At 70.3% G+C, this 23,968-nt stretch carries 24 protein-coding genes; 19 read left to right on the top strand and 5 right to left on the bottom strand.

Annotation, left to right across the window (positions count from 1 at the left end; all coding sequences use genetic code 11):
- Positions 1–3: 3 nt before the first annotated feature.
- From SM116_RS03280 to SM116_RS03310, 7 genes are all read left to right on the top strand, one after another.
- Entirely contained in the window at positions 4–777 is a 774-nt protein-coding gene (locus tag SM116_RS03280; RefSeq protein WP_320943036.1) for a 3-hydroxybutyrate dehydrogenase, read from the top strand.
- Positions 774–1,607 carry an alpha/beta fold hydrolase gene (locus tag SM116_RS03285; RefSeq protein WP_320943037.1) on the top strand — a complete coding sequence of 278 codons (834 nt, stop codon included), beginning with the start codon at positions 774–776 and terminating at the stop codon, positions 1,605–1,607. Before SM116_RS03280 ends, SM116_RS03285 begins: the two co-directional genes overlap by 4 nt.
- A 53-nt stretch (positions 1,608–1,660) precedes the next feature.
- Complete coding sequence (locus SM116_RS03290; RefSeq protein ID WP_320943038.1) at positions 1,661–2,728, top strand: alpha/beta hydrolase; 1,068 nt, start codon at positions 1,661–1,663, stop codon at positions 2,726–2,728.
- A gap of 97 nt (positions 2,729–2,825) precedes the next feature.
- A complete protein-coding gene (locus SM116_RS03295; protein ID WP_320943039.1) occupies positions 2,826–4,280 on the top strand; it encodes a DUF4407 domain-containing protein in 1,455 nt (484 codons plus the stop codon).
- Between the two features lie 71 nt (positions 4,281–4,351).
- On the top strand, positions 4,352–4,912 hold the full coding sequence (locus SM116_RS03300; protein WP_320943040.1) for a nitroreductase family protein: 561 nt from the start codon (positions 4,352–4,354) through the stop codon (positions 4,910–4,912).
- Positions 4,913–4,949: 37 nt separating this feature from the next.
- On the top strand, positions 4,950–5,957 hold the full coding sequence (locus SM116_RS03305) for an aldo/keto reductase family protein (RefSeq protein WP_320943041.1): 1,008 nt from the start codon (positions 4,950–4,952) through the stop codon (positions 5,955–5,957).
- A gap of 24 nt (positions 5,958–5,981) precedes the next feature.
- Positions 5,982–6,440, top strand: a complete 459-nt coding sequence (locus SM116_RS03310) for an NUDIX hydrolase (protein WP_320943042.1) — start codon at positions 5,982–5,984, stop codon at positions 6,438–6,440.
- Between the two features lie 2 nt (positions 6,441–6,442).
- Here the strand turns inward: SM116_RS03310 and SM116_RS03315 are convergent, their stop codons facing one another.
- On the bottom strand, positions 6,443–6,901 hold the full coding sequence (locus SM116_RS03315; protein ID WP_320943043.1) for an SRPBCC family protein: 459 nt from the start codon (positions 6,899–6,901) through the stop codon (positions 6,443–6,445).
- A gap of 62 nt (positions 6,902–6,963) precedes the next feature.
- Here SM116_RS03315 and SM116_RS03320 point away from each other — a divergent pair, with 62 nt between their 5' ends.
- A complete protein-coding gene (locus SM116_RS03320) occupies positions 6,964–7,656 on the top strand; it encodes a TetR/AcrR family transcriptional regulator (RefSeq protein WP_320943044.1) in 693 nt (230 codons plus the stop codon).
- Here the strand turns inward: SM116_RS03320 and SM116_RS03325 are convergent.
- Genes SM116_RS03325 through SM116_RS03335 form a run of 3 tightly spaced genes read right to left on the bottom strand, consistent with a single transcriptional unit; the run spans position 7,641 to position 10,709 of the window.
- On the bottom strand, positions 7,641–8,114 hold the full coding sequence (locus SM116_RS03325) for a GbsR/MarR family transcriptional regulator (protein ID WP_320943045.1): 474 nt from the start codon (positions 8,112–8,114) through the stop codon (positions 7,641–7,643). The two genes, SM116_RS03320 and SM116_RS03325, sit on opposite strands and share 16 nt — an antisense overlap.
- A gap of 19 nt (positions 8,115–8,133) precedes the next feature.
- On the bottom strand, positions 8,134–9,741 hold the full coding sequence (locus SM116_RS03330) for an ABC transporter permease (RefSeq protein ID WP_320943046.1): 1,608 nt from the start codon (positions 9,739–9,741) through the stop codon (positions 8,134–8,136).
- A complete protein-coding gene (locus tag SM116_RS03335) occupies positions 9,741–10,709 on the bottom strand; it encodes an ABC transporter ATP-binding protein (RefSeq protein WP_320943047.1) in 969 nt (322 codons plus the stop codon). Before SM116_RS03335 ends, SM116_RS03330 begins: the two co-directional genes overlap by 1 nt.
- 174 nt (positions 10,710–10,883) lie before the next feature.
- Between SM116_RS03335 and SM116_RS03340 the strand changes: the two genes are divergently transcribed.
- A complete protein-coding gene (locus tag SM116_RS03340) occupies positions 10,884–11,705 on the top strand; it encodes a nitrilase-related carbon-nitrogen hydrolase (RefSeq protein WP_320943048.1) in 822 nt (273 codons plus the stop codon).
- Positions 11,706–11,729: 24 nt separating this feature from the next.
- Here the strand turns inward: SM116_RS03340 and SM116_RS03345 are convergent, their stop codons facing one another.
- A complete protein-coding gene (locus SM116_RS03345; protein ID WP_320943049.1) occupies positions 11,730–12,656 on the bottom strand; it encodes an Lrp/AsnC family transcriptional regulator in 927 nt (308 codons plus the stop codon).
- Positions 12,657–12,867: 211 nt separating this feature from the next.
- Here SM116_RS03345 and SM116_RS03350 point away from each other — a divergent pair, with 211 nt between their 5' ends.
- The 10 genes from SM116_RS03350 to prpB all read left to right on the top strand — a co-directional run bounded on the left by SM116_RS03350 (position 12,868) and on the right by prpB (position 23,967).
- Positions 12,868–13,728 carry a transporter substrate-binding domain-containing protein gene (locus SM116_RS03350; RefSeq protein ID WP_320943050.1) on the top strand — a complete coding sequence of 287 codons (861 nt, stop codon included), beginning with the start codon at positions 12,868–12,870 and terminating at the stop codon, positions 13,726–13,728.
- Positions 13,729–13,760: 32 nt separating this feature from the next.
- Positions 13,761–14,531: an amino acid ABC transporter permease gene (locus tag SM116_RS03355; RefSeq protein ID WP_320943051.1), complete on the top strand. Its 771-nt coding sequence runs from the start codon at positions 13,761–13,763 to the stop codon at positions 14,529–14,531.
- On the top strand, positions 14,528–15,310 hold the full coding sequence (locus SM116_RS03360) for an amino acid ABC transporter ATP-binding protein (protein ID WP_320943052.1): 783 nt from the start codon (positions 14,528–14,530) through the stop codon (positions 15,308–15,310). Before SM116_RS03355 ends, SM116_RS03360 begins: the two co-directional genes overlap by 4 nt.
- The gene (locus SM116_RS03365; protein ID WP_320943053.1) at positions 15,300–16,295 is read left to right on the top strand and encodes a C-terminal binding protein; all 996 of its coding nucleotides are present in this window, start codon (positions 15,300–15,302) and stop codon (positions 16,293–16,295) included. The genes SM116_RS03360 and SM116_RS03365 overlap by 11 nt, the downstream gene beginning before the upstream one ends.
- Before the next feature lie 13 nt (positions 16,296–16,308).
- Entirely contained in the window at positions 16,309–18,003 is a 1,695-nt protein-coding gene (locus SM116_RS03370) for an amidohydrolase (RefSeq protein ID WP_320943054.1), read from the top strand.
- A 3-nt stretch (positions 18,004–18,006) separates the two neighbouring features.
- Entirely contained in the window at positions 18,007–19,692 is a 1,686-nt protein-coding gene (locus SM116_RS03375; RefSeq protein ID WP_320943055.1) for a thiamine pyrophosphate-binding protein, read from the top strand.
- A gap of 40 nt (positions 19,693–19,732) precedes the next feature.
- Positions 19,733–20,686, top strand: a complete 954-nt coding sequence (gene speB, locus SM116_RS03380; protein WP_320943056.1) for an agmatinase — start codon at positions 19,733–19,735, stop codon at positions 20,684–20,686.
- Positions 20,687–20,810: 124 nt separating this feature from the next.
- Complete coding sequence (locus SM116_RS03385) at positions 20,811–21,512, top strand: GntR family transcriptional regulator (protein ID WP_320943057.1); 702 nt, start codon at positions 20,811–20,813, stop codon at positions 21,510–21,512.
- The gene (locus SM116_RS03390) at positions 21,509–23,065 is read left to right on the top strand and encodes an MmgE/PrpD family protein (protein ID WP_320943058.1); all 1,557 of its coding nucleotides are present in this window, start codon (positions 21,509–21,511) and stop codon (positions 23,063–23,065) included. Before SM116_RS03385 ends, SM116_RS03390 begins: the two co-directional genes overlap by 4 nt.
- Entirely contained in the window at positions 23,065–23,967 is a 903-nt protein-coding gene (prpB, locus tag SM116_RS03395; protein WP_320943059.1) for a methylisocitrate lyase, read from the top strand. The genes SM116_RS03390 and prpB overlap by 1 nt, the downstream gene beginning before the upstream one ends.
- Position 23,968: the final 1 nt, after the last annotated feature.

Here is a 23,968-nt window from a genome sequence, read left to right on the forward strand (position 1 = left end):
GACATGGCGACGGGGCTGGGGACCGCAGTGGGGGCCGAGTTGGAGGGCCGTACCGCACTCGTGACGGGTGGGGGAAGCGGCATCGGCGCCGCGTGCGCGGTCGCACTCGCGCGTGCGGGAGCGCACGTGGTCGTCGTGGACCGCGACGCCGATTCGGCAGCCCGGGTCGCCGCGGAGATCGGTGGCGAGGACGTCACACTGGACCTCAGCGATGTCGACGCTCTGGCGGAGCGGTCGTTCGACGCCGACATCCTGGTGAACAATGCCGGCATCCAGACGGTCGCCCCGATCGTCGAGTTCGACCCGGCCGTCTTCCGGCGCATGCTCGATCTCATGGTCGTCGCGCCGTTCCTTCTCACCCGAGCGGTCCTGCCGGGAATGTACGAGCGCGGCTGGGGCCGCATCGTCAACATCAGCTCGCTGCACGGCCTGCGCGCGAGTCCCTACAAGGTGGCGTATGTGACCGCCAAGCACGCGCTGGAGGGCCTGTCCAAGGTCACCGCGCTCGAGGGCGGGCCGCGCGGCGTGACCAGCAACTGCATCAATCCCGGCTACGTGCGCACGCCGCTCGTGGAGAAGCAGATCGCCGATCAGGCGCGGGTGCACGGCATCCCCGAATCCGACGTCGTCGAGAAGGTCATGCTCGTGGAAGCCGCGATCAAGCGCCTGCTGGAACCCGAGGAGGTCGCAGACCTCGCTCTCTGGCTCTGCGGGCCCACCGCGTCCTCGGTCACCGGTTCGTCGTACACGATGGACGGCGGGTGGAGCGCCAAATGAGTCTCGCCGTCACGACCTTCGGTCCGGAGTCCGGGGGACCGGCCATGCTCGCCGTACACGGGATCACGGCGAACGGACGCTGCTGGGACACCGTGGCGGCCCACCTGCCGGATCAGCGGATCATCGCGCCGGATCTGCGTGGCCGCGGACGCAGCAACAGGATGCCCGGTCCCTACGGACTCCGCCGGCATGCAGCCGACCTCGCCGAGCTGATCGACGCCGACGCAGGCGGAGGGAGGACGGTGATCGGGCACTCGATGGGTGCCTTCGCCGTGGTGATGCTCGCGGCCCAGAGGCCCGACCTCGTCGACAGGCTCGTGCTCGTCGACGGCGGCTTCCCGCTCGAGCTGCCGCCCGGCGCCACGAGCGTGGACGACCTCGACCCCGGCGTGCTGCTGGGTCCGGCGGCCGCCCGGCTCGCCATGGAATTCTCCGACCCGGAGGCCTACCTCGACTTCTGGCGCGCGCATCCGTCGTTCGCGCGGGACATGACGCCCGCGGTCGAGGCGTACGCCCTGTACGACCTGGAGGGCGAGCCGCCTCACCTGCGGCCCTCCACCGTGGCCGCAGCCATGATGCAGGACGCCCTCGAGCTGTACGGACCGGAGTGGTACCTCGACGCCCTGCGCGGGCTGCGCATGCCCGTCACCGTGCTGCGCGCTCCACGCGGTCTCCTGGATGCCGAGCCCATCTACGCGCCCGGCGTTCTCGAGTCGTTCCGCGACCTGATTCCCCAGCTCGAGATCGTCGAGGTCGACGACGTCAACCACTACACGATCCTCTTCGCGGACCGCGGCGCCGAGCGCGTGGCCGAAGCCGCATCCCGCTGAAGCCGCATCCCGCTGAACCCGCATCCCGCTGAACCCGAGCCGAAGGAGCCGACATGACGGAGCTGTTCGAGGGCATCACCGTCTACCGCATCGAGACGGACCGCTATACGGCCAACGTCCTCGAGCGGCCGGCATCCGATCCCTCCGCGCCCGACACGACGGTCGTGTTCGTGCACGGCAACGTCTCGTCGTCGCTCTTCTACCAGCCGACGATGCTCGCACTTCCCGCGGCGGTCCGCGCGCTCGCGATCGACCTGCGCGGCTTCGGCGACAGTGAGACGAAGCCGGTGGATGCGACGCGAGGCCTCCGTGACTTCGCGGACGACGTCCGTGCTGTGCTCGACGCCCTCGACCTCGACGCCGTGCACCTGGTGGGCTGGAGCATGGGCGGGGGAGTCGTGCTGCAGGTTGCGCTCGATGAGCCGGAGCGCGTGCTGTCGCTCGTCCTCGAGTCGCCGGTCTCGCCGTACGGCTTCGGCGGCACTCATGGACCCCACGGTGAGCGCAACGACGCCGAGGGAGCGGGCACGGGCGGCGGCGGAGCCAACCCGGACTTCGTCGCGCGGCTGGAGGCCGGGGACACCTCTGCCGACGCCCAGACCTCTCCGCGCACGGTATACCGCACGGCGTACGTCGCCAAGCCCGAACTGCAGGATGCGTACGAGGACGCGTGGGTCGCCTCGATGCTCACCACGAAGACGGGCGTGGACAACTACCCGGGCGACGCGGCCGTCTCGGAGAAGTGGCCGGGCTTCGCCGCAGGAACGAGGGGCGTGCTCAACACCATGACCCCCCAGCACCTGAATCTCTCCGGGATCGTCGAGCTGGAGGTGAAGCCGCCGATCCTCTGGATCCGCGGCGAGAAGGACGCGATCGTCTCCGATGCCTCGTTCTTCGACCTCAACCAGCTCGGCCTGCTCGGCGTCATCCCGGGATGGCCGGGAGCCGAGGTCGCGCCGCCTCAGCCGATGGTCACGCAGACGCGCGCGGTGCTCGAACGCTACGCGGCGAGCGGCGGCACGTACCGTGAGGTCGCGCTGCCGGACGCCGGTCACGCGCCGCACCTCGACGAGGCCGAGACGTTCGATCGGGAGCTCGCCTCGCACATCGGCGCCGCCTGACGCCGAGCGCACAGCGGGGGCCCCGGGGCGGTCGCCCATAGGCGGCGTCCAGGGGACGCCCACGAGATGCCCAGGCGGGCTTCTCTAGCGTGGTGGGATGTCGTTCTCCGCGCACCGCCCCGGCCGCATGGACTCCCAGGGACGGATCTCGTTCGAACTCGACGAACCCGGCAGCGGCGAGGACGCAGATGAGTGGGCGTTCCTGAGGGAGTTCGAGCCGGACGCGACGCAGGCCACCGAGCCGGTCGAGCCGATCGCGGTCGAGCCGCAGGCTGCCCCGCATCCCGAGCCCCGCGCGCCGCGCCCGCCGCGCGAGAAGCGGGAGCGCATGCCGCTGCGGCCCGCGCGCACCCTCGCGATCCTCGGCGGCGCGGAGGGTGCGATCCTCGACCGCGTGCCGGGCGAGACCCCCAAGTTCGTGCAGATGTTCTTCGTGCTGCTGGGCACGGCGGTCGTCGCCGCGATCTCGATGCTGTTCGCGCTGACCACCGGCGCGCAGGCGTGGCTCTGGATCGCGATCCCGCTCGCCCTCCTCTGGGCGCTCCTGATCTTCAACCTCGACCGCTTCCTCACGTCGACGATGTCGTCGACCCGCAGCATCCCGAAGCTCATCGCCCTCGCCATCCCTCGTGTGCTGATGGCCGCGCTGATCGGATTCGTGGTCGCCGAGCCCGTCGTCCTGCAGGTCTTCCACAACGACATCGCCCGGGAGGTCGCCTCGACCAACATCGTGCAGGCGCAGTCCGACCAGAACGCGCTGGAGCGAGGCCCGGAGAAGAAGGCGATGGATGCCGCCGCCCAGCGGGTCTCGGCACTCCAGCAGCAGGCCAAGACCGGCATCGTCGCGGGCACATCGGGCAACTCCGCATCCCAGTCCGCCGCCCAGAGCACGGTCGACGACCTGACCGCGAAGCTCGCTGCCCAGCAGAAGGTCATCGACGCGGCCCGTGCGCTCTACCAGTGCGAACTGACCGGGCAGGGCGTCGGCACCGTCCCGGGCTGCACCGGAGTGAAGGGTCAGGGCGCGAGCTCGTCGGCCGCCCAGGCTCAGCTCGCTCAGGCCCAGCAGACCTACGACGCGCTCGCCGCCCAGCTGCGCGATGCGAACTCGCAGCTCGGCGCGGCGACCGCGGCCGAGAAGAGCCAGACCACGGCATCCGAGTCGACCAACCGCGCCGCGGCCAAGAGCGAGCTCCCCGCCGCGCAGAGGCAGTACGACGCTGCGCTCGCGGCCTACAACGCGAGAGCGGATGCGGTGGCCCAGGGCAACGCCGGCGCGGTCGGTCTGCTGAGCCAGATCACGGCGCTGGGCACGCTGGGCGAGAAGCAGCCGGCGATCCTCTGGGCGCACTGGCTGATCGCGGGGCTGTTCTTCATGATCGAGCTGCTGCCGGTTCTCGTGAAGGTGCTGACGAGCTACGGCGAGCCCAGCCTGTACGAGCGCACGGCGGCCATCCGCAAGAGCGTCGAGCTCGACCGGGTGAGCGCGGAAGGGTTCCGCGACAGGGCGGCCATCGTGACGACCGCCGCCCAGGAGGCGGAGCCCGCCTGAGGACCGAGCCCGCGCCCGGAACGCGCTCTGGGAGGTGTCGTCGACACGGTTCGAGGGTGCAGGATGTCCGCATGGAGACCTGGGACGCGATGAGATCACGGCGCAATGTCCGGCAGTTCACGGATCAGCCCGTCAGCGACGACGCGCTCGACAGGATCCTCGAGGCCGGAAGGCGCGCACCGTCTGCGGGCAATTGGCAGCCCTGGGATTTCGTGCTCGTGACGGACGGGGCGCAGCTGGGCGAGCTGTCCAAGGTCTGGCGAGGAGCGGGGCATGTCGCGCGAGCCGCCGCGGCGATCGCGATCGTCGCGCCCGAGCCGAAGGACGCCCAGCAGGCGGCCCTGCTGCATTACGACCTGGGTCAGGCGACATACGCCATGATGGTCGCGGCCGCGGACCTCGGCGTCGGAACCGGTCATGCCGCGGTCGCCGATCAGGAGCAGGCGAAGCGGGTGCTCGGCTTCCCGGAGGGACGATTCCTCGCCTATGTGCTGTCCGCCGGCTATCCCGCCGACAAGCCGCTGACCGTCATCAAGCGGCTTGACAGGCGCCCGTTCGACGAGGTCGTCCACCGCGGGACCTGGAACGCCGCATCCTCCGATGCGGCGGCCGAGCCCGCCGATCGGGCCTGAGGCCCGACCCCGCTCCCGGGCGCATTAGCGTGGAGACATGAAGTATCGCTACCTCGGAAACAGCGGCCTGAAGGTCTCGGAGATCACGTACGGAAACTGGGTGACGCACGCGTCCCAAGTCGACGACAGCGCGGCGATCGCCACCGTGCACGCGGCCCTCGACGCCGGCATCACGACGTTCGACACCGCCGACACCTACGCCAACACCGCCGCCGAGGTCGTGCTCGGCAAGGCGCTCGCCGGTCAGCGCCGGGAGTCGCTGGAGATCTTCACGAAGGTCTACTGGCCGATCGGACCGAAGGGCGCGAACGACGTCGGCCTCAGCCGCAAGCACATCTTCGAGGGCATCGACGGGTCGCTGAAGCGGCTCGGCGTGGATTACGTCGACCTGTACCAGGCGCACCGCTTCGACTACGAGACCCCGCTCGAGGAGACCTTCCTCGCCTTCGCCGACATCGTCCGCCAGGGCAAGGCGCTCTACATCGGCGTCTCGGAGTGGACGGCCGACCAGCTGGTCGCCGGCGCCGAGCTCGCACGCGAGCTGAAGGTCCCGTTCATCTCGAACCAGCCGCAGTACTCCATGCTGTGGCGCGTGATCGAGGAGAAGGTCGTCCCCACGAGTGAGGAGCTCGGCCTCTCGCAGATCGTGTGGTCCCCCATCGCGCAGGGCGTGCTCTCGGGCAAGTACCTGCCGGGCCAGCCGCTGCCCGAGGGCTCGCGCGCGACCGACGAGAAGAGCGGCGCGGCCTTCATCCAGCGCTTCATGACGGACGAGGTCCTCACCGCGGTCCAACGCCTGCAGCCGATCGCCGAGGACCTCGGCCTCGCGATGCCGCAGCTCGCGATCGCGTGGGTGCTGCAGAACCCGAACGTCGCGGCGGCCCTCGTGGGCGCCTCGCGGCCGGAGCAGATCGCCTCGAACGTCGCCGCATCCGGAATCGTCCTCGACGGCGACGTCATGTCGGCCATCGACGAGGCGCTCGGCGACGTCGTGGTGCGCGACCCGAAGCTGACCGACGAGGTCTCGCCGCGGACCCGTCCGTGACGGCGCCGTCGCGGCCCTGATCGGATGATCACCAGCGCCGGCATCCTCCTGTACCGGCGTGCGCCGGCGCTGGAGGTGTTCATCGCGCACATGGGCGGGCCGTTCTGGGCCCGCAAGGACGCCGGCGCGTGGTCGATCCCGAAGGGCGAGTACGACGCGGCGACCGAAGACGCGTGGGATGCGGCGACCCGCGAGTTCCGAGAGGAGCTCGGGGTCGCCCCTCCCGACGCGCACGTGCTCGACCTCGGAGCGTTCACGGTCACGTCGGGCAAGCGGCTCGCCGTGTTCGCACAGGACGGCACGGACTGGGGCCCCGGTCCGTTCGAGTTCGGCGAGTTCGAGCTCGAATGGCCGCCCCGTTCCGGCAAGCTGCAGAGCTTTCCCGAGGTCGACCGCGCGGAGTGGGCGACGACGGATGCGGCGCGCCTGCGCCTCGTCAAGGGCCAGGTGCCGATCCTGGACGTCTTGCAGCGCCTCGTCTGACGTCAGGCGACGGACCGGTCTGCGCGCTCGCCGGCGGCCCTCCGTTCGATCGCGTCCCGCACGAGCAGAAGCCGGGCCGCCGCATCCTTCTGGAACTTCTTCGCGAACAGCGGGAAGAGCACCTTGAACGCCCCGTGCGGCGTCGCGTCGAAGACCGACGTGAAGCGCGTGCCACCGTCGGCCGGCTCCACGGCGAACGTCACCGTCACTTCGAGCGTCCCGCCGTTATGGCGGACGATGCGGTTCGGCCGATCGAACTCCACCGTGTCGACCCGCACTCGCTCGGGCGCGCTCTTCCACTTCGCGAAGTAGGACGTTCCCGCACCGGGGTCTCCCTCGGTGATCAGCTCGAGCGATTCCAGGTCCTCGTTCCATTCGCGCTCGTTCCGCGGATCCGCGGCGAAGTCGAAGACGACCTCTGGTGCGGCGTTGATGACGACCGAGTTGGTGAAGACGGGCATGGCGACTCCTTTCCCCAGTTCGCTAGTGGTGTCACTAGTGAAGTCATCAATAGAATGAACCCGTGAACGCCGCACGTCAAGACCCGGTCGCGCGCAAACCCTCGCGCGCCGAGAGGGCGCGCGGGACGAGGCATCGCATCGTCGAGGCGGCGGCGGCGCTGTTCGCAGCCCCCGGCTATCCCGCGACCACGATGGAGCGCATCGCGCAGGACGCCGGGGTCGCGGTCCAGACCGTCTACTACACGTTCGGCACGAAGGGTGCGCTGCTGTGCGCCGCGATGGACTACGCATCCGCGGGGCAGCATGATCCGGATCCCGTGATGCAGCGTGCGTGGATCGCCCGCGTGATGAACGCTCCCACTGGCGGGCGCGCGCTCGCCATCGCCCTGTCCAACGGTGTGGACATCTACGCGCGCGCTGCGCCGCTCTGGCCCGCGATCCGCGCCGCGTCGAGCGACCCCACCGTGGTGTCGTACTGGGAGGGCGTCGGGCGCGGCCGGCGCATCGGCATGCAGCAGGTCGTCGACCGCCTGGCCCGCATGGGCGCCCTCCGCGAGGACGTCGATGCGGCACGGGCAGGCGACATCCTGTTCACGCTGCACAGCCATGACTCGTACACGACGCTCGTGACGGATGCGTCGTGGCCGCTGCCCGAGTACAAGTCGTGGCTGCACGGTGTCTGCGTCCAGCAGCTGCTCCGGCTGGATGCGGTAGGCCCGCTCGATCTCGACGGCTTGGGTTACGCCTCGAGCTGAGCGTCGGCCGCGCGCTGCTCCTCCCACTCGGAGACGATCTCGGGGAGGCGCTTCGCCATGAAGCGCAGGAACGCCGCCATCTCGGAGGAGCGGGTCGTGATGGCGGGGTCATCGGCCGCCGACGCGCCGATCCGCTCGATGTAGTCGGCCATCCGCTCGTACACGGGCGTGTTGCTCATGAGCACCGTGTGCCACGTGTCCGCCGCGAGGTCGTACCGGTCGCGCCGATCGCCGGGCACCGACCGGCGGAGGATGAAGTGGGTGGTCAGCAGGTAGCGCACCGCGCCGGAGACAGCGCCGGCGCTGATGCCGAGGCGGTCGGACAGCTCGGCCGCGGTGTAGCCCCCCTCGGGCGCGGCGATGAGCGCCATCATGACCCGGGCGGGCATGCGTGGCATGCCCGCCGCCGTCATGACGGTCGCGGCCTGTTCGGCCGGCTCGATGCCCCGGTGCTCCATGCTGTCCCCCGGCTCCACGCTAGCCGTCGCTCGCGAGCTCGCGCCGCCGCATGAGCAGGAGGGATGCCGCGGCCCCCGCCGCGATGATCAGGATGAGCCACCAGAGGCCCTGGATGTCCACGTTCCCGTTGGACACGATCGGCGACACGGCGAACGGCGAGAACTTCGTCGTCCACTCGGGAAGGCCGAACAGCGGGCCGAAGAGCCCGAACACCGTGGCGAGGAACACCAGCCCCCACGCCACGGGGATCGTCGCCCGCGGCAGGAGGACGAACACGACCGCCGCGAGCACCGCGAAGACGAGCGCGGCGACACCCTGCCCGAGCCCGACGATCGCGACGACCTTGAACAGGTCCGACTTCGGGTGTCCGGCGAGCCCGAGCCACCCCGTCGCCACCGCGGCGGCGACGATGATCAGGATGGCGAACAGCGCGACAAGCAGGTAGTCGGCGAGCCATCGCACCCGGTCGACGGGACGGGCGAGCACGTTCTCGGCGGTGCCGTGGGCCTCCTCCTGCCGCGCGCGTGCGATGGTCTGCACGGCCGCACAGGCGGCGAGGATGCCGAGCATCGTGAAGAAGACCGTCACCACGGTCTCGTCGAGCGAGCCCGCCTTGGCGATCTTGTTCAGGATCTGCTCCACCGCAGGATTCTGGCCCGAGATCTGCCCCGCGAGCCCGCTGAGGGTCGTGGCGAGGATGCCGGTCAGTGCGCCGCCGATCGCCCATCCGATGATCGACCCGGATGTCAGCCGCCAGACCAGCGCGTGCGGCGTCCCCAGTGCCGGGCGCGCGTGGGCGCGTCCGCGCCGCTCCGGGATGAAGCCTGCGCCCATGTCGCGGATCGACTGGAGAGCGGTCGCCGCGATGGCGAGCACGAGGCCGAAGACGAGACCGAGCAGCGCCGGCCGGTAGTCGTTCGTGTCGTACGGCCGTGCCTGCTCCGCCCACCCGAACGGCGAGAGCCAGACGAGCCACGAGCTCGTGATGCGGGTCAGGTCGTTGCTGGGTGTCCCGGCGGCGTTGCCGATGCCGTTGATGAGGAACGTCGCGACGAGGATCCACACCGTGAGCGAGTTCGCTCCCCGTGACGTGCGCATGAGCTGCGCCGCCATGAGCCCGATGCCGAGGAAGGCGATGCCTGTGGTCCCGGTGACGACGCCCATGACGACCGAGCCCTGGGCGTCGACCTTGGATGCGATGAGGGCGAGAGTGACGAGCACGCCGAGCACCACGTTGGCCCCCGCGCCATGGATGATCGTCGCCACCGTCGGCCGCGTGCGGCCCGTGGGAGTGGCGGCCACCAGCTCGGAGCGCCCGGCCTCCTCGTCGCCGCGCGTGTGGCGCACCGCCAGGAAGGTGCTCATGAGCGCCGCGAGCATCGTCAGCCAGGGCAGGATCTCGAACGCCATGAACTGGCCCTCGGATGCGCCCGACGGCAGGCCGCGGAACATCATGATGACCGGGTTGGCCATGACCGCCGCGAGCACCTCGACGCGGTCGGCGTGGGTGCCGTAGGACTGCGTGACGCCCGCATAGCCCGAGAATGCCAGGAGCACGATGGCGAGGATCCACAGCAGAAGCTGAAGCCAGTCCCGCCGCAGCCGCTGTCGGAGCAGGGCGCCCATCAGGACTCCCGGGCGGCGGCCCGCCGCGATGCACGCGTGTCGCCGTTGTCTTCGGCGCGCCGCAGCGCTGCGACGTCGTCGCCGTAATGCCGCAGGAACAGCTCCTCGAGCGACGGCGGCTCGATGCGGAGCCCCGCCACGTTGTGCTGCGCGAGCAGCGGCAGCACGCCCGTGACCTCGTCGCTGTCCACGGTGAAGCGCGCGCGGCCCTCCGCCACCGAGCCGTCGTGCGCCTGCGGGATGCCGGCGAGGGCCGAGACATCCGTCGCCTCGAAGGAGACCTGCGTGCGCGTGAGGTGCCGCAGATCCGCGAGCGTGCCCGTCTCCACGACGGTGCCGGCCCGGATGATGCTGACGCGATCGCACAGCAGCTCGACCTCGGACAGGATGTGGCTCGACAGCAGGATGGTGGCGCCGGCGCTGCGCAGCAGCTCGACCTCGTCGCGGAACACGACCTCCATCAGCGGATCGAGGCCGCTCGTCGGCTCGTCGAGGATGTAGAGGTCCGCCGGAACGGCGAGCGCGGCGATCAGGGCGACCTTCTGCCGGTTGCCCTTCGAGTACGCGCGGCCCTTCTTGCGCGGGTCGAACTGGAAGACGCTCATGAGGCGTTCCCGCTCGGACCGGTAGGCGGCATCCTTCGTCTTCGCCCCGCGCAGACGCGCGAGGAAGTCGATCGCCTCGCCGCCGGAGAGGTTCGGCCAGACGCTGACATCGCCGGGAACGTACGCGATGCGCGTGTGCAGGGCCGCCGCATTGTGCCACGGCTCCTCGCCGAGGACGCTCACGTCGCCCGCCGTCTTGCGAGCGAGGCCGAGGAGGATGCGGATGGTGGTCGTCTTGCCCGCCCCGTTGGGGCCGAGGAAGCCGTGGACCTGCCCCTCCTCGACGGTGAGGTCTAGGCCGTCGAGGGCGTGCACGGCGCCGTAGTGCTTCGTGAGTCCGCTCGTGCGGATGACTTCGCTCATGGGCGAGAGCGTACGCCGATTTCAGGAAATCGTGAAACTTCTAAACGAAATCCATACGGCGGGTCTCGGGATCCCCGGCTCAGGGGCCCGACGACAGGTGGTCGTGGCGCGGTACAAGCGGTGCCGCTTTCCGTTGCGCGGTCGAAGAGGGCATCATCGAACAGGAGTGGAACCATGACCCGGATCGCCTGCTGCCAGCTCGCACCCGTCTTCGGCGACGTCGACGGCAACGTCGCGCGTTCCGTCGAGGCTGTCCGGGATGCGGCGGCCCGCGGCGCGCGCATCATCGTGCTGCCGGAGCTCATGACCACCGGGTATGTCTTCGCCGACGCCGACGAGGCGCGCAGCCTGGCCGAGCCCGTGGACGGTCCGTCGGTGACCGCGTGGCGCCGGCTCGCAGACGAGCTCGACGTCGTCGTCGTGGGTGGGTTCTGCGAACTCGGCGACGACGGCCGGGTGTACAACAGCGCCGCCGTGCTCGTTCCGCAGAAGCCCGCCGTCGTGCACCGCAAGACGCATCTGTGGGACCGCGAGCGCCTGGTCTTCACCGCCGGCGACGCGGCACCGCCGGTCGTGGAGACGCTGCACGGGCGGATCGCGCCGCTGATCTGCTACGAGCTCGAGTTCCCCGAGTGGGTCCGGATCCCCGCCCTCGCGGGCGCGGACCTCATCGTCGCTCCCGGGAACTGGCCGGACCTCCCACGGCCCGACGGCGAGCGGCCGGGAGAGGTGATCCGCGTGCAGGCGGACGCATCCATCAACCGCGTCGCGATCGCCGTCTGCGACCGTGTCGGAACCGAGCGAGGCGTCGACTGGACGTCCGGATCCCTCATCGTGGATGCCGACGGCTGGCCGCTCGCCATGGCCGACTACACATCGTCCGAGGTCACGACGCTCGTCGCCGACGTCGACCTGCTCGACAGTCGCACCAAGAAGCTGGCCGGGCTGAGTGATGCCTTCGCGGACCGGCGCACCGACCTGTACCCCGGAGGCTGACGACAGCTCCTGGAATCGCGTCGCTCACGCGACGGCGGTCTCGCGGGCGGCTCGAATCCGATGGAGGCTGTTCTGATAGCGCTCCTGGTGGATGCGGGCATGCATCCACTCGTCGACATGCCGGACGCCCGGACTGGTGCGCAGGCGGGCCAGCAGGTCGCTGAACTCGGCGAGGGTGTGGAACGTGATGGTCGCGACCATGTCGTAGCGCCCGACGCCGGAGGCGAGGAATTCGAGCGTCGGCTCGGCCAGCAGCACCTCGAGGGCGGGGGCGTCGTCGCCGTGCAGCACGATGCCGAAGCCGAAGGCGAGGCCCTCGGCATCCGCCTCCTCGCGCTGCAGGATGGCGCCGATCTGCATGGCGCCGGATTCGATGAGCCGAGCGACCCGGATGCGGCACCCGCTGATCGAGAGCCCGACCTGCGTGCTCATCTCGGCGTAGCCGAGGCGGCCGTCCGCCTGCAGCAGCTCCATGATCTGCAGATCCGCCTCGTCGAGCGAGTGCGGGATCAGCCGGGGCTCCTCGCCGAGGAAGAAGCTGCGCAGCATCCGCTCGTACAGCATCACGGCGACCTCCGTGACACCCGGGAGAGCGCGTACCTCGCGCACCGCGCTCTGCAGCTCGGTGAGCGTGGTCAGATGCAGCTCCGCGACGATCTGCATCACGCCGGTGATCTCCGAGATGAAGACGGTCGAGTCGATCTGCGCGATCCGCTTCGCGAGTGCGCTGACGTCGCCCTCGGCGCGCACCATCAGGTGGGCGAGGACATCCAGTCCGAGCAGGCGCGGATGCACCGCTGCCACGATCCGCAGCGACCCGTCCTCGAGCAGCGGCCCGATGCGGCGCGTCACGTTGGCGCGCGTCGTGCCGAGGCGGCGGGCCAGATCGCTGAAGGAGGCGCGACCGTCGCGGCGCAGCAGAGCGATGGCGCGTTCGGTGAGCTCATCCACGGTCCAAACGTATCGCACGGGCGCCGTCTGTGGTAGCAACTTTGCTCCATTCCGCATCGTCGGTGGTGCGATGAGCCACCGTATCAGCTCCAAAGCAAAAGAAAACGCACGAAACAGTCTCCAAAAATGCAAAACTGCATTGACAGACCGCATCCCAGCAGGCATGATCGATCTCACCCGCCCCCGCTTACCTCTTCAAGGGAGAAGAACCATGAACCAGCGTGTCCTCGGTCTCGCAGCGGTCGCCGCTGCTGCCCTGCTCCTGAGCGCGTGCTCGAGCGGAGCGTCCGACAGCGGCGCCTCCCACCCGACCGCCGCGGCCGCCAAGGCTCCGGCCGGCCTCATGCAGGCAGGCACCCTCTCGGTCTGCATCGACCCGGAGTACGCCCCGCTCGAGTACTACAAGAACGGCTCCAGCGGCGATGTCGTCGGGTTCGACGCCGACGGCGCCCGCGCTCTCGCGACCTACTGGGGGGTGACGCCGAAGTTCGACGTCACCTCGTTCGACGGCCTCATGCCGGCTCTGAATGCGAGCCGCTGCGACATCGTGTGGAGCGGCCTCTACCAGAGCGAGGCGCGCAAGGCCATCGCCGACTCGTCCGCCTATATGCAGGCCGGCCCGACCGTCGTCGCAGCGCCCGCGCTCGCCGCCAAGCTCAAGGCGAAGGACGACCTGTGCGGTCTGCGCGTGGTCACGCAGTCGGCATCCGCGAACTCGGACGACGTCGCCGCGCTCTCGAAGGCCTGCGAGGCCGGCGGCAAGAAGCCGATCACCCAGAGCAACTACCCCCAGACTGCGCAGACCGTGCTGGCGCTGATCAACGGCAAGGCCGACGCGCTCGTCGAGACCAACGTCGGCGCGGCGTACATCGTGTCGCAGAACGAGGGCAAGCTCGCCGTCGCCAAGAACGTCTTCCCCTCCGAGACGACCTTCGGCGTCTTCACGCGCAAGGGCGACAAGCTCAGCGAGCCGGTCGCCGCCGCGCTCAAGGCCCTCTACACCGACGGCACGTTCGCGAAGATCGCCGCGCAGTACAAGCTCGACCCCGCGTCGCTCGACGTCTCCCAGTGACGGTCGACCGGCTCGAATACGGAGGTTGAGACATGGGTTTCGATCCGCAGATCTTCTTGGGGCAGTTGCTCAATCCGCAGTACCTCTGGGGAGCGCTCTTGTCCATCGGCGTCGCCGTGGTTGCCCTGGTCATCGCCACGGTCCTCGGGTTCTTCCTGGCCCTCGGGCGGACGTCGCCGAACCGGTGGGGCAGCGCCGCATCCGGCGCGTACATCTGGCTGTTCCGGGCGATCCCGGCGCTCCTCGTGCTGCTGATCATGTGGAACGCCCTCCCGCAGCTGCTGCCGATCTTCAAGGCCGACTGGTACACGCCGTTCATCGCGGCATCCGTCGGACTGGGTCTGGTCGAAGCCGCGTTCATGGCGGAGATCATCCGATCCGCACTCAACAGCGTGGACGAAGGCCAGGGTCTCGCGGGACGCGCGCTCGGGATGACGCCCGCATCGGTGATGCGCAAGGTGATCCTTCCGCAGGCGATCCGCACCGCACTGCCCCCGACCGGCAACGAGTTCATCGGACTCGTGAAGTACTCGTCCCTCGCCTCCGTCATCTCGTTGCAGGAGCTGCTGACCACCGCCCAGGTGGGCGTGAACACGACCTTCCGCTACGCGGAGTACTACGCGGTCGCGATCATCTACTACCTCGTGATCGTCAGCATCATCACGCTGATCCAGGGGCGCATCGAGAAGCGGTTCGCCTGGAGCTCGCGCGGCACCAGGAAGCAGCTGTCCGCGACGGCGACCGACACCCAGCTCATCGCGGTGGGCACGTCTCGCGGCACACGAAAGGGCGTGAACGCATGACCGCCATCCCAGACGCGGCCACCCCGACCCTCCAGGTCAGGGGGCTGCACAAGAGGTACGAAGGCCTCGAGGTGCTCAAGGGCGTCGAGTTCCAGATCCACCGCGGCGAGGTGAAGGCGGTGCTGGGCCCGAGCGGCTCCGGCAAGTCGACGATGCTCCGCCTGATGGCCCTGCTCGAGCCGGCCGACCAGGGCGAGGTGCTGCTCAACGGCACCCGCATCGGAGCCACGGGCACGGCCGACAAGCCGCATCACCACCACGAGCGCAAGCTGGCGATCGAACGGCGGCAGATCGGGATGGTGTTCCAGCGGTTCAACCTGTTCCCCCATATGAACGCCCTGGACAATGTCGCGCTCGCGCTCGTCAACGTCCAGAAGGTCGACAAGGGACAGGCGCGGGAGCGGGCGTACGCCATGCTCGAGCGCGTCGGACTGGGGGAGCGCGACGGCCACTTCCCGTCCGAGCTGTCCGGCGGTCAGCAGCAGCGTGTGGCCATCGCCCGTGCGCTGGTGCTCAACCCGCAGGTCATGCTGTTCGACGAGCCCACCTCTGCGCTCGACCCGGAGCTCGTGGGCGAGGTCCTCGATGTGATGGAGCAGCTGGCCGCGGACGGCATGACGATGATCGTCGTCACGCACGAGGTGCGCTTCGCTCGCCGCGCCGCCGACGAGGTGTCGCTGTTCGATTCGGGCGTCCTGGTCGAACAGGCCGCCCCGGACGAGTTCTTCGACAACCCGCAGCACGATCGCACGAAGAGGTTCCTCAGCCATGTCCACTGAACGCCCCCTGGCCCTCTATCTCGACACCGACGACATCGACCCGACACCGGGCGTCGACATGCTCGAGGCCGCCGGGTTCCGCGTGGAACGTGTCAAGAGCCACGACCCGGACGAGATCGTGGCCGCCGCCGCCGAGGCGGAGGCCCTCCTCATCGGATACGACCCGATCACCGCCGACATGATCGAGCGGATGCCGCGGCTGCGCATCATCGCGACGCTATCGATGGGCGTCGACGGCGTCGACGTGCAGGCGGCGACGGATGCCGGCGTCTGGGTGTCGAACGTCCTGGGTGCCGCCACCGACGAGGTGGCCGCGCACGCCCTGGGCCTCGTGCTCGCGGCCCGCTCGATCGACCGGGCCGCGCGGGCCACGCGCTCGGGCGCCTGGCGCGCGGAGGATGCCCCGCGGGCGACCACCGAGTGCACCGTGGGCGTCGTCGGCCTGGGCCGGATCGGGCGTCGGTTCGCCGAGTTCGCCGCGCCCCTGTTCCGCGAGGTGATCGGCACCGACCCGATGCTTCCGGACGACGCCGACACCCGCGACATGCTCCGTCGCGCCGGCATCCGTCGGGTGGACCTCGACGAGCTGATCGCGAGCTCGGACGTCCTGTCGCTGCATGTCCCGCTCACCGACGAGACCGCCGGCATGGTCGACGCGGACGTCCTCGCGGCGATGCCCGACGGCGCCGTGCTCGTGAACGTCAGCCGCGGCGGCCTGATCGATGAGGATGCGCTGCTGGCGGCCCTCGACTCGGGGCACATCGCCGGAGCAGGTCTCGATGTGCTGGCGACCGAGCCGGCTGCCGCCGACCATCCCTTCCGCACCCACCCCCGCGTGGTGCTGACCCCGCACATGGCCTATCTGTCCTCGCGGACCGGACGCGAATACGCCACGCGTCAGGCGCAGAACGTGGTCTCCCTGTTCACCGACGGCGTTCCGGCCACGCCGGTCAACCGTCCGGCGTCGCCGGCCCTCACCTCCTGATCCAAGGTCTCCCATGCGCAAGCTCTCCCTTCCCGATCGCCCGCTCGACGAGCAGGGCGCGAAGATCGTCGTCGCCCGCCGCATCCGCACGCTGGACGACGCGGACACCGTCGTGACCGCGATGCTCATCGTGAACGGCCTCATCGCGGCCACCGGCACACTCGACGAGTGCCTGGATGCTGCCGAACGCCGCGTCGCGGCCGTGCCCGAGGTGCACGATCTCGGCGATGCCGTGGTCGTGCCGGGGTTCGTCGACGCGCATGCGCATCCGCTCATGCTGGGTCAGATGATGAGCTGGGTGGACTGCGGACCCGACAGGGCCGGCAGCATCCCGGAGATCGTCGCCCTGCTGCGCAAGGCCGCCGAGCGGACGCCCGACGACCTGCCGGTGCGCGGCTACGGATACGAGCAGCGCAACCTGGTCGAGCGGCGGCACCCCACCCGGTTCGAACTCGACGAGGTCGCCACCGACCGCGAGGTCTACCTCATGAACGCGTCCGGTCACGGCGGCGTCGTGAACAGCTTCACGTTCGAGAAGTACGGCGTGACCCGCGACACCCCCGATCCCCAGGGCGGCGAGTTCTTCCGCAGCGCCGACGGGGAGCTCACCGGGGAGCTGTCGGATGCCGCGTGCAACATCCTCACCGGGCTGAGCGGCGTGAAGATCGGCCACCACGGCCCGAACTTCCACCTCGGCGATGCCCCCGAGGAGCACGTCCGCCAGCTGGCCGCTGCGCAGCGCAACTTCCTCGAGGGCGGCGTCACCACGATCGGGGATGCGCAGGTGTCGAGCCGCGAGTTCGACACCTATCTGCGCCTGGCCGAGCGTCGGGGCCTCCACCTGCGCGTCTCGATGTACCTCCTGTCGCACCTGCTCGACGATGCCCTCGACATGGGGCTGCGGGGACAGTTCGGCAACGCGCAGCTCAGCTTCGCGGGCATCAAGCTGTACGCCGACGGCACGCTCGGCGGTTGGACGGCCTACTTCCCCGACGGGTACGTCGGCGACCCGTGCCGCACCGGCCAGCTGTACCACGAGCCCGCCGAATACCGGGCGCTGATCGCCCGGGCGCACGAGGCGGGCCTGCAGACCGCGACCCACGCGCAGTCGCCCACCGCCATCGAGATGGTCGTGGCGGCCATCGAGGCGGCCCAGGCCGCCGACTCGCGGCCGGATGCCCGTCACCGCATCGAGCACTGCGGTCTACCCACCCCCGAGCAGATCGAGCGGATGGCGGCCGCCGGCATCCGGCCGGTGAACCAGCCCCAGCACTACTACAACTGGGGCGAGGGCGTGGAGCAGGCCATCGGCACGCCCGGTGAGCGCTTCAACCCGCTCGGCGAGTTCGTGCGCGCCGGCGTCCCGGTGACGATCTCCTCGGATGCCCCCGTCGCCGAGCCGCGCCCGCTCGAGGCGATCCAGGCATCCGTGACCCGGGTGACGCGCCGGGGCCGCAAGCTCGGTCCCGACGACCTGGCCATCGATGCGATGACGGCGCTGCGCGGCCACACGATCGAGGCCGCCCGCACGATCGGCCGCGAGGACGACCTCGGCACCCTCGAGGTCGGCAAGCGCGCGGACTTCGCGGTGCTGGCGGCCGATGTCGACGAGGTCGCCCCCGAGACCATCGGCGAGATCGCCGTGCTGCAGACGTGGATCGACGGAACCCGCCACCACATCGCGGCGACGGCAGAGGGAGAGAACTGAGCCATGACCCTGACCACGTACTTCGACGCTGTCGACGCGGCCGAGGCCGAGGCCGCCGGCGCCGCGGGCGTCGCGATCGACAACACCGGTCTCGCGGTGCTGCAGACGCTGCGCGGCTACGGGGTGGACACCGTCTTCGGCATCCCCGGCACGCACAACCTCGAGTTCTACCGGCACCTCTCGCGCCTCGGCATCCACGCGGTGACCTCTCGGCACGAGCAGGGGGCCGGCTATGCGGCCGACGGGTGGGCCCAGCGCACGGGTCTGCCCGGGGTCGTCATCACGACCTCCGGACCGGGGCTGCTGAACGCCCTCTCCGCCGCAGGCACGGCGTACTGCGAGTCGCGACCGCTCATCATCCTCTCTCCGGGTGTTGCGCTCGGCGCGGAGTTCGCGGACGTCGGAACGCTGCACGAGACGAAGGATGCGACGGCGGCCAGCGGAGCGATCGTCGAGTGGAGCCGGCGGGTCGCCACCGCCGCGGAGGCCGTGCAGGCGGTGCACGACGCCTTCGCCATGTTCCGCACGGGGCGCCCGCGTCCCGTCCACATCGAGGTGCCGCTGGACGTGCTCGAGGGCGCGGCGGATGTGCCGGCCGCGGACCGCGAACCGCGTCCGCACCCGGGCTTCACTCTGGCCGACGACGCGCTCATCGCTCAGGCCGCGCAGATCCTGGCGGGCGCGTCCCGGCCGGCGATCATCGCCGGTGGCGGCTCGACCAGGGCCGCGGCGTCCCTGACGGCCCTCGCCGAGCGCCTCGGCGCGCCCGTCGTCACGACCCTGAACGGCAAGGGCGTCGTACCCGAGTCGCACCCGCTCGCCGTCGGCGCCGAGCTGCGGCTGGAAGCCGCACGCGATGTCGTCAACGGCTGCGACGCACTGCTGATCGTCGGCGCGAAGATCGGCGAGGCCGAGCTCTGGGGCGGTGTGATCCAGCCGGACGCACCCGTCATCCGGATCGACATCCTCGCCAGCCAGGGTCACAAGAACGTCGCGTCCGACCTCGTCCTTGTCGGTCACGCGCAAGCCGTCGTGCCTCAGCTCCTCCAGGCCGTCGGCGCCGGATCGACGCCCGCGTGGGCAGACCTCGACGCCGTGCGCCTCGCCTGCGCCGAGGAGGCGGCCGAGTTCAACGCGCTCACGGCCCTGGCCGCACGCGCGATCGCGGCGACCCTGCCGCGCGATGCCGTCGTGGCGGGCGACTCCTCGCAGATCACGTACCTCGGCATGGCGAGCGCCGTGCGCCAGGATGAGCCGCACGCCTTCCTGTACACGCCGGCCTATGCCACCCTCGGCTACGGCCTGCCCGCTGCGATCGGCGCCGCCGTCGCGGAGTCCTCCCGGGGCGCCGCGGCCAGGCCCGTGGTCTGCGTCGTCGGGGACGGCGCGCTCATGTTCGCGGTGCAGGAGTTCGCCACCGCCGTCGAGCAGCGCCTCGATCTGATGGTCGTCTGCTACGACAACGGAGGCTACGCGGAGATCCAGCAGAACGAGCTCGATCGCGGCATCCCGGCGATCGGCGTGCAGCTGGCACAGCCGGACTGGGCCGCGCTGGCCGATGCGTTCGGCGCGCGTGGCTGGCGCGTGCGATCGGCCGACGAGCTCGACGGTGTCGTGTCGCGGGCCGCGCGCGCGGGCGGAGTGAACCTCGTCCACGTGCCGTCGCACCTGTTCGAGCCGCACATCTGAAACGGTTCGCCGTCGCCTCACGACGGCAGGAAGGGACACCATGACGACCCCGGTCGGCCCCATCGACAGCTCCCGCACCCCCCGCTATGCCGGGCGCGACGGGTTCGCCCGCCTGCCGCGGCTCGACCAGGTCGCCCGCGCCGACATCGTCGTGGCCGGCGTGCCGTTCGACAGCGGCGTCTCCTACCGCTCCGGCGCACGGTTCGGCCCCAACCACGTGCGCGAGGCATCGCGGCTCCTGCGTCCCTACAACCCCGCGCTCGACGTCTCGCCGTTCGAGATCGCCCAGGTCGCCGACGCCGGCGACATCGCCGTGAACCCTTTCGACATCGGCGAGGCGATCGAGACGATCGAGCAGGCGGCGCTCGACCTGACCGCGGGCGACACGCGCCTGGTCACCCTCGGCGGCGACCACACGATCGCCCTGCCGCTGCTGCGCGCGGCGGCCCAGCGACACGGGCCGGTCGCCCTGCTCCACTTCGATGCCCACCTGGACACGTGGGACACGTACTTCGGGGCGGAGTACACGCACGGCACCCCGTTCCGCCGCGCGTTCGAAGAGGGCATCATCGACACCGAGGCGCTCTGCCACGTCGGCACGCGGGGTCCGCTGTACGGGAAGCGCGACCTCGAGGACGACCGCCGATTCGGCTTCGGAATCGTGACCAGCGCCGACGTCTACCACCAGGGGGTGAACGAGGTCGTGGCCAAGCTGCGAGATCGCATCGGCGCTCGTCCGCTGTACATCTCGATCGACATCGACGTCCTCGATCCCGCGCATGCGCCCGGTACGGGCACGCCGGAGGCCGGCGGCATCACGAGCCGCGAGCTGCTCGAGATCCTCCGGGGTTTCCAGGGCCTGAACCTCATCGGCGCGGACGTCGTCGAGGTCGCACCCCCGTACGACCACGCGGAGATCACCGGGGTCGCCGCATCCCACGTCGCCTACGACCTCGTCTCGCTCCTCGCCCTCCGGCGCGGGCAGCAGAGGTAGCCCGACACGTCAGGCGCCGACGAGGTCGCCCTCTGTATACCTTCGACCACCCTCAAGCCCCTGAGTAGCGCAATCTGTCCTGTTGTGTATACACTGACCTCGGCGTGATCCGAGGGGGGTGCGTATGAGAGCGAGCGACCGCACGTACCGGGCGCTCCTCGACGAGATCCAGTCCGGCGCGCTCGCGCCGGGGACGGCGCTCGCCGAGGCCGAGCTCGCGACCCGGTTCGGGGTCAGTCGCACGCCGGTGCGCGAAGCGCTCGGACGCCTGGCCGCCGACGGCCTCGTGATCGAGGTGTCGCCCCGGCTGACCGTCGTGGCCGATCTCGCTCCGGACGACATCCGAGCGCTGTTCGAGCTGCGCCGGGCGCTCGAGGAGACGGCCGTCCGCATCGCCGCGATGCGGGGGGATGCCTCTGCCTTCGCCACGCTGGCGGACGCGTTCGAGGCGACGGATGCCGCGTCCGGCCAGGGCATGGACGACTACTACGCCCTGATCGCCGACTTCGACGCGGAGGTGGATGCCGCGGCATCCAACGCGTATCTCGCCGCCGCCCTGCGGACCGTGCGCACGCACTTGGTCAGGGTGCGCAGACTCGCCCGTGACAAGCCGGCGCGGCTCGCCGCATCCGTCGCGGAGCACCGCCTCATTGCGCACGCGATCGCGACGCGCGACGCTGATCTCGCGGCCCATGCCACGCACGTGCACCTCCACAACGCCCTGGCGAGCATTCTGGACGGCACGCTGCTCGGCTCCGGCGACGCGGCCGGGGTCCACTCCACGAACCACACGCGACCGACAGGCTCGAGAGAAGGAGCACCATGACCGTCACGCACCACCTCCGTGTGCACCGCAGCGACGAGAACCTCGCGCGCGAGGGACAGCTCGCGTGGGCGATCGCCCGCGTCGCCGCCGATCCGGTGGAGGTCGACTCCGACGTCGTCGACATGATCGTCAACCGCATCATCGACAACGCGGCGGTGGCCGCCGCATCCCTCACCCGCGCACCGGTGAGCGCCGCGCGCCAGCAAGCGCTCGACCACCCGGTGTCGGTGGGCGGTGAGGGCTCGACGATCTTCGGGTGCGCGCTCGAGCGCCGCACGAGCCCGGAGTGGGCGGCGTGGGCGAACGGCGTCGCCGTGCGCGAGCTCGACTACCACGACACGTTCCTCGCCGCGGAGTACTCGCACCCCGGCGACAACATCCCGCCGATCCTGGCGGTCGCCCAGCACGTCGGATGCGACGGCACCGCGCTCGTGCGCGGCATCGCGACGGGCTACGAGATCCAGATGGACCTCGTGCGCGCCATCAGTCTGCACAAGCACAAGATCGACCACGTGGCCCACCTCGGCCCGTCGGCCGCTGCCGGCATCGGCACGCTTCTCGGGCTCGACGTCGAGACGATCTACCAGGCGATCGGTCAGGCGCTGCACACGACCACCGCCACACGGCAGAGCCGCAAGGGCGAGATCTCGACGTGGAAGGCCTTCGCCCCCGCCTTCGCCGGCAAGATGGCCGTCGAGGCCGTCGACCGCGCGATGCGCGGCGAGACGAGCCCCTCGCCGATCTACGAAGGCGAGGACGGCGTCATCGCGTGGATGCTCGACGGCCCGGACGCGTCGTACGACGTGCCGCTGCCCGGCGAGGGCGAGCCGAAGCGGGCGATCCTCGACTCGTACACGAAGGAGCACTCCGCCGAGTACCAGGCGCAGGCGTGGATCGACCTCGCCCGCAAGCTGCACAACGAGCGGCCCGAACTGAGGTCGGTCCCTGAGCCTGTCGAAGGGCAGGGACCGGGATCCCAGATCGAGTCGATCGTGCTGCACACGAGCCACCACACGCACTACGTGATCGGCTCCGGAGCGGGCGACCCGCAGAAGTACGACCCGCACGCCTCGCGCGAGACGCTCGACCACTCGATCCCGTACATCTTCGCGGTCGCGCTCCAGGACGGCACGTGGCACCACGTCGACTCGTACCTGCCCGAGCGCGCCCAGCGCCCCGACACGGTCGAGCTCTGGAAGAAGATCACCACCGCCGAGGACGAGGAGTGGACGCGCCGCTACCACTCCGAGGACCCCGACGAGAAGGCGTTCGGCGGGCGCGTCGTCATCCGCTTCGCCGACGGCTCGGAGCTCGTCGACGAGATCGCCGTCGCCGACGCCCACCCGCTCGGCGCCCGCCCGTTCGCGCGGGAGGATTACATCCGCAAGTTCCGCACGCTCGCCGAGCCCGTGCTGGAGCCCGCGGAGATCGAGCGGTTCCTCGAGCTCGTGCAGCGCCTCCCCGCACTGAGCCCCGACGAGGTGCGCGAGCTGTCGATCGTGGCGAAGCTCGGCGTGCTCGCCCTCGCCCCGGCCCCCAAGGGACTCTTCTGATGCTGTACTCGCAGGTTCCGGCGCACGAGAAGCGCCGGGCATTCCGCGAGCGCCTCGCCTCCGGTGAGCTGCTCCGGTTCCCCGGCGCCTTCAATCCGCTGTCCGCGCGGCTCATCGAGCGGAAGGGCTTCGAGGGCGTGTACATCTCCGGCGCCGTGCTGTCCGCCGACCTCGGCCTGCCCGACATCGGCCTGACGACGCTCACCGAGGTCGCCGGCCGCGGGCAGCAGATCGCACGGATGACGGATCTCCCGACCCTCATCGACGCCGACACCGGCTTCGGCGAGCCGATGAACGTCGCCCGCACGATCCAGACGCTCGAGGACGCGGGACTGTCCGGCATGCACATCGAGGACCAGGTCAACCCGAAGCGGTGCGGTCACCTCGACGGCAAGGCCGTGGTCGACGAGGACACCGCGGTCAAGCGCATCCGCGCCGCCGTCGATGCCCGTCGCGATCCGGACTTCCTCGTCATGGCCCGCACCGACATCCGCGCCGTCGAGGGCCTGTCGGCCGCGAAGGACCGCGCACGGGCGCTCGTCGACGCGGGGGCGGATGCGATCTTCCCCGAGGCGATGCGCACGCTCGACGAGTTCGCCGCCATCCGAGAGGCGGTGGATGTGCCGATCCTCGCGAACATGACCGAGTTCGGCAAGTCCGACCTGTTCACGGTCGACCAGCTGCGCGACGTCGGCGTCAACATCGTCATCTGGCCGGTCTCGCTCCTGCGCATCGCGATGGGGGCGGCGGGCCGTGCCCTCGACACGCTCCGGGATGAGGGGCACCTCACGGGACTGCTCGATCAGATGCAGCACCGTGCGGACCTGTACGACCTGCTCGACTACGAGCGGTACAACCACTTCGACACCAGCGTCTTCAACTTCACCATTGCGAAGGACTGAT

The organism is Microbacterium rhizosphaerae, assembly GCF_034120055.1.
GTDB lineage: Bacteria > Actinomycetota > Actinomycetes > Actinomycetales > Microbacteriaceae > Microbacterium > Microbacterium rhizosphaerae.